We start from the raw sequence: 536 nt of genomic DNA, 5'->3' as shown, positions 1-536 counted from the left end.
CGTGCGGGGCGGGGTCATGCGGCTGGCCTGTTGGCGGCATCGCGTGCTGCTGCAGCCTGTGCCGTTACGCGCAGCCAGGCGGAGGTCTCGCGCAGCGACTGATCGACCGGTTTCTGCACGTTCAGGATGGCGTCGCCATGAACCATTTGCTGAGAGCCTTCCCACGCCTTGACCCAAACGCAGGGCATGTCCGGCTCGACTTCGCAATTTCCATTGGCGCGCACGCCGCCGCAAGGCCCGTTTCGCAACTGTTTGGGGCAGTTCATCGGGCAGGACATTCCCGTCGATGAAAGCACGCATTGCCCGCACATGCGGCAATCGAACATGAAGCCTTTTACGCGCTTTTCGACGAATTTCACCGGGCCTTCGACGCGGCTGTAGCCGATGCCTTTCCAGAGCGGGTGCAGCAGCAGAAAGGCGTCCGCGAATTTCGCGTAGAACCATTCGAGCATGCGCGAATGGCGGACCGACCACAAACGAATAGCGTATGAACGCTGCACGCGCCGCTGGGGAGAAACGTCAGCGGGCTTGTAGTC

General features: G+C 61.8%; 1 protein-coding gene. It reads right to left on the bottom strand.

The annotated features are described in order from the left end of the window. Window positions 1-14 precede the first annotated feature (14 nt). A partial coding sequence (locus tag AB1462_RS31630) for a methylenetetrahydrofolate reductase C-terminal domain-containing protein (RefSeq protein WP_367249013.1) occupies window positions 15-536 on the bottom strand: 522 nt, incomplete at its 5' end.

Source organism: Pseudomonas sp. SB113, assembly GCF_040754745.1.
GTDB lineage: Bacteria > Pseudomonadota > Gammaproteobacteria > Pseudomonadales > Pseudomonadaceae > Aquipseudomonas > Aquipseudomonas grimontii.
This window is presented reverse-complemented; position numbering and strand designations above follow the sequence as displayed.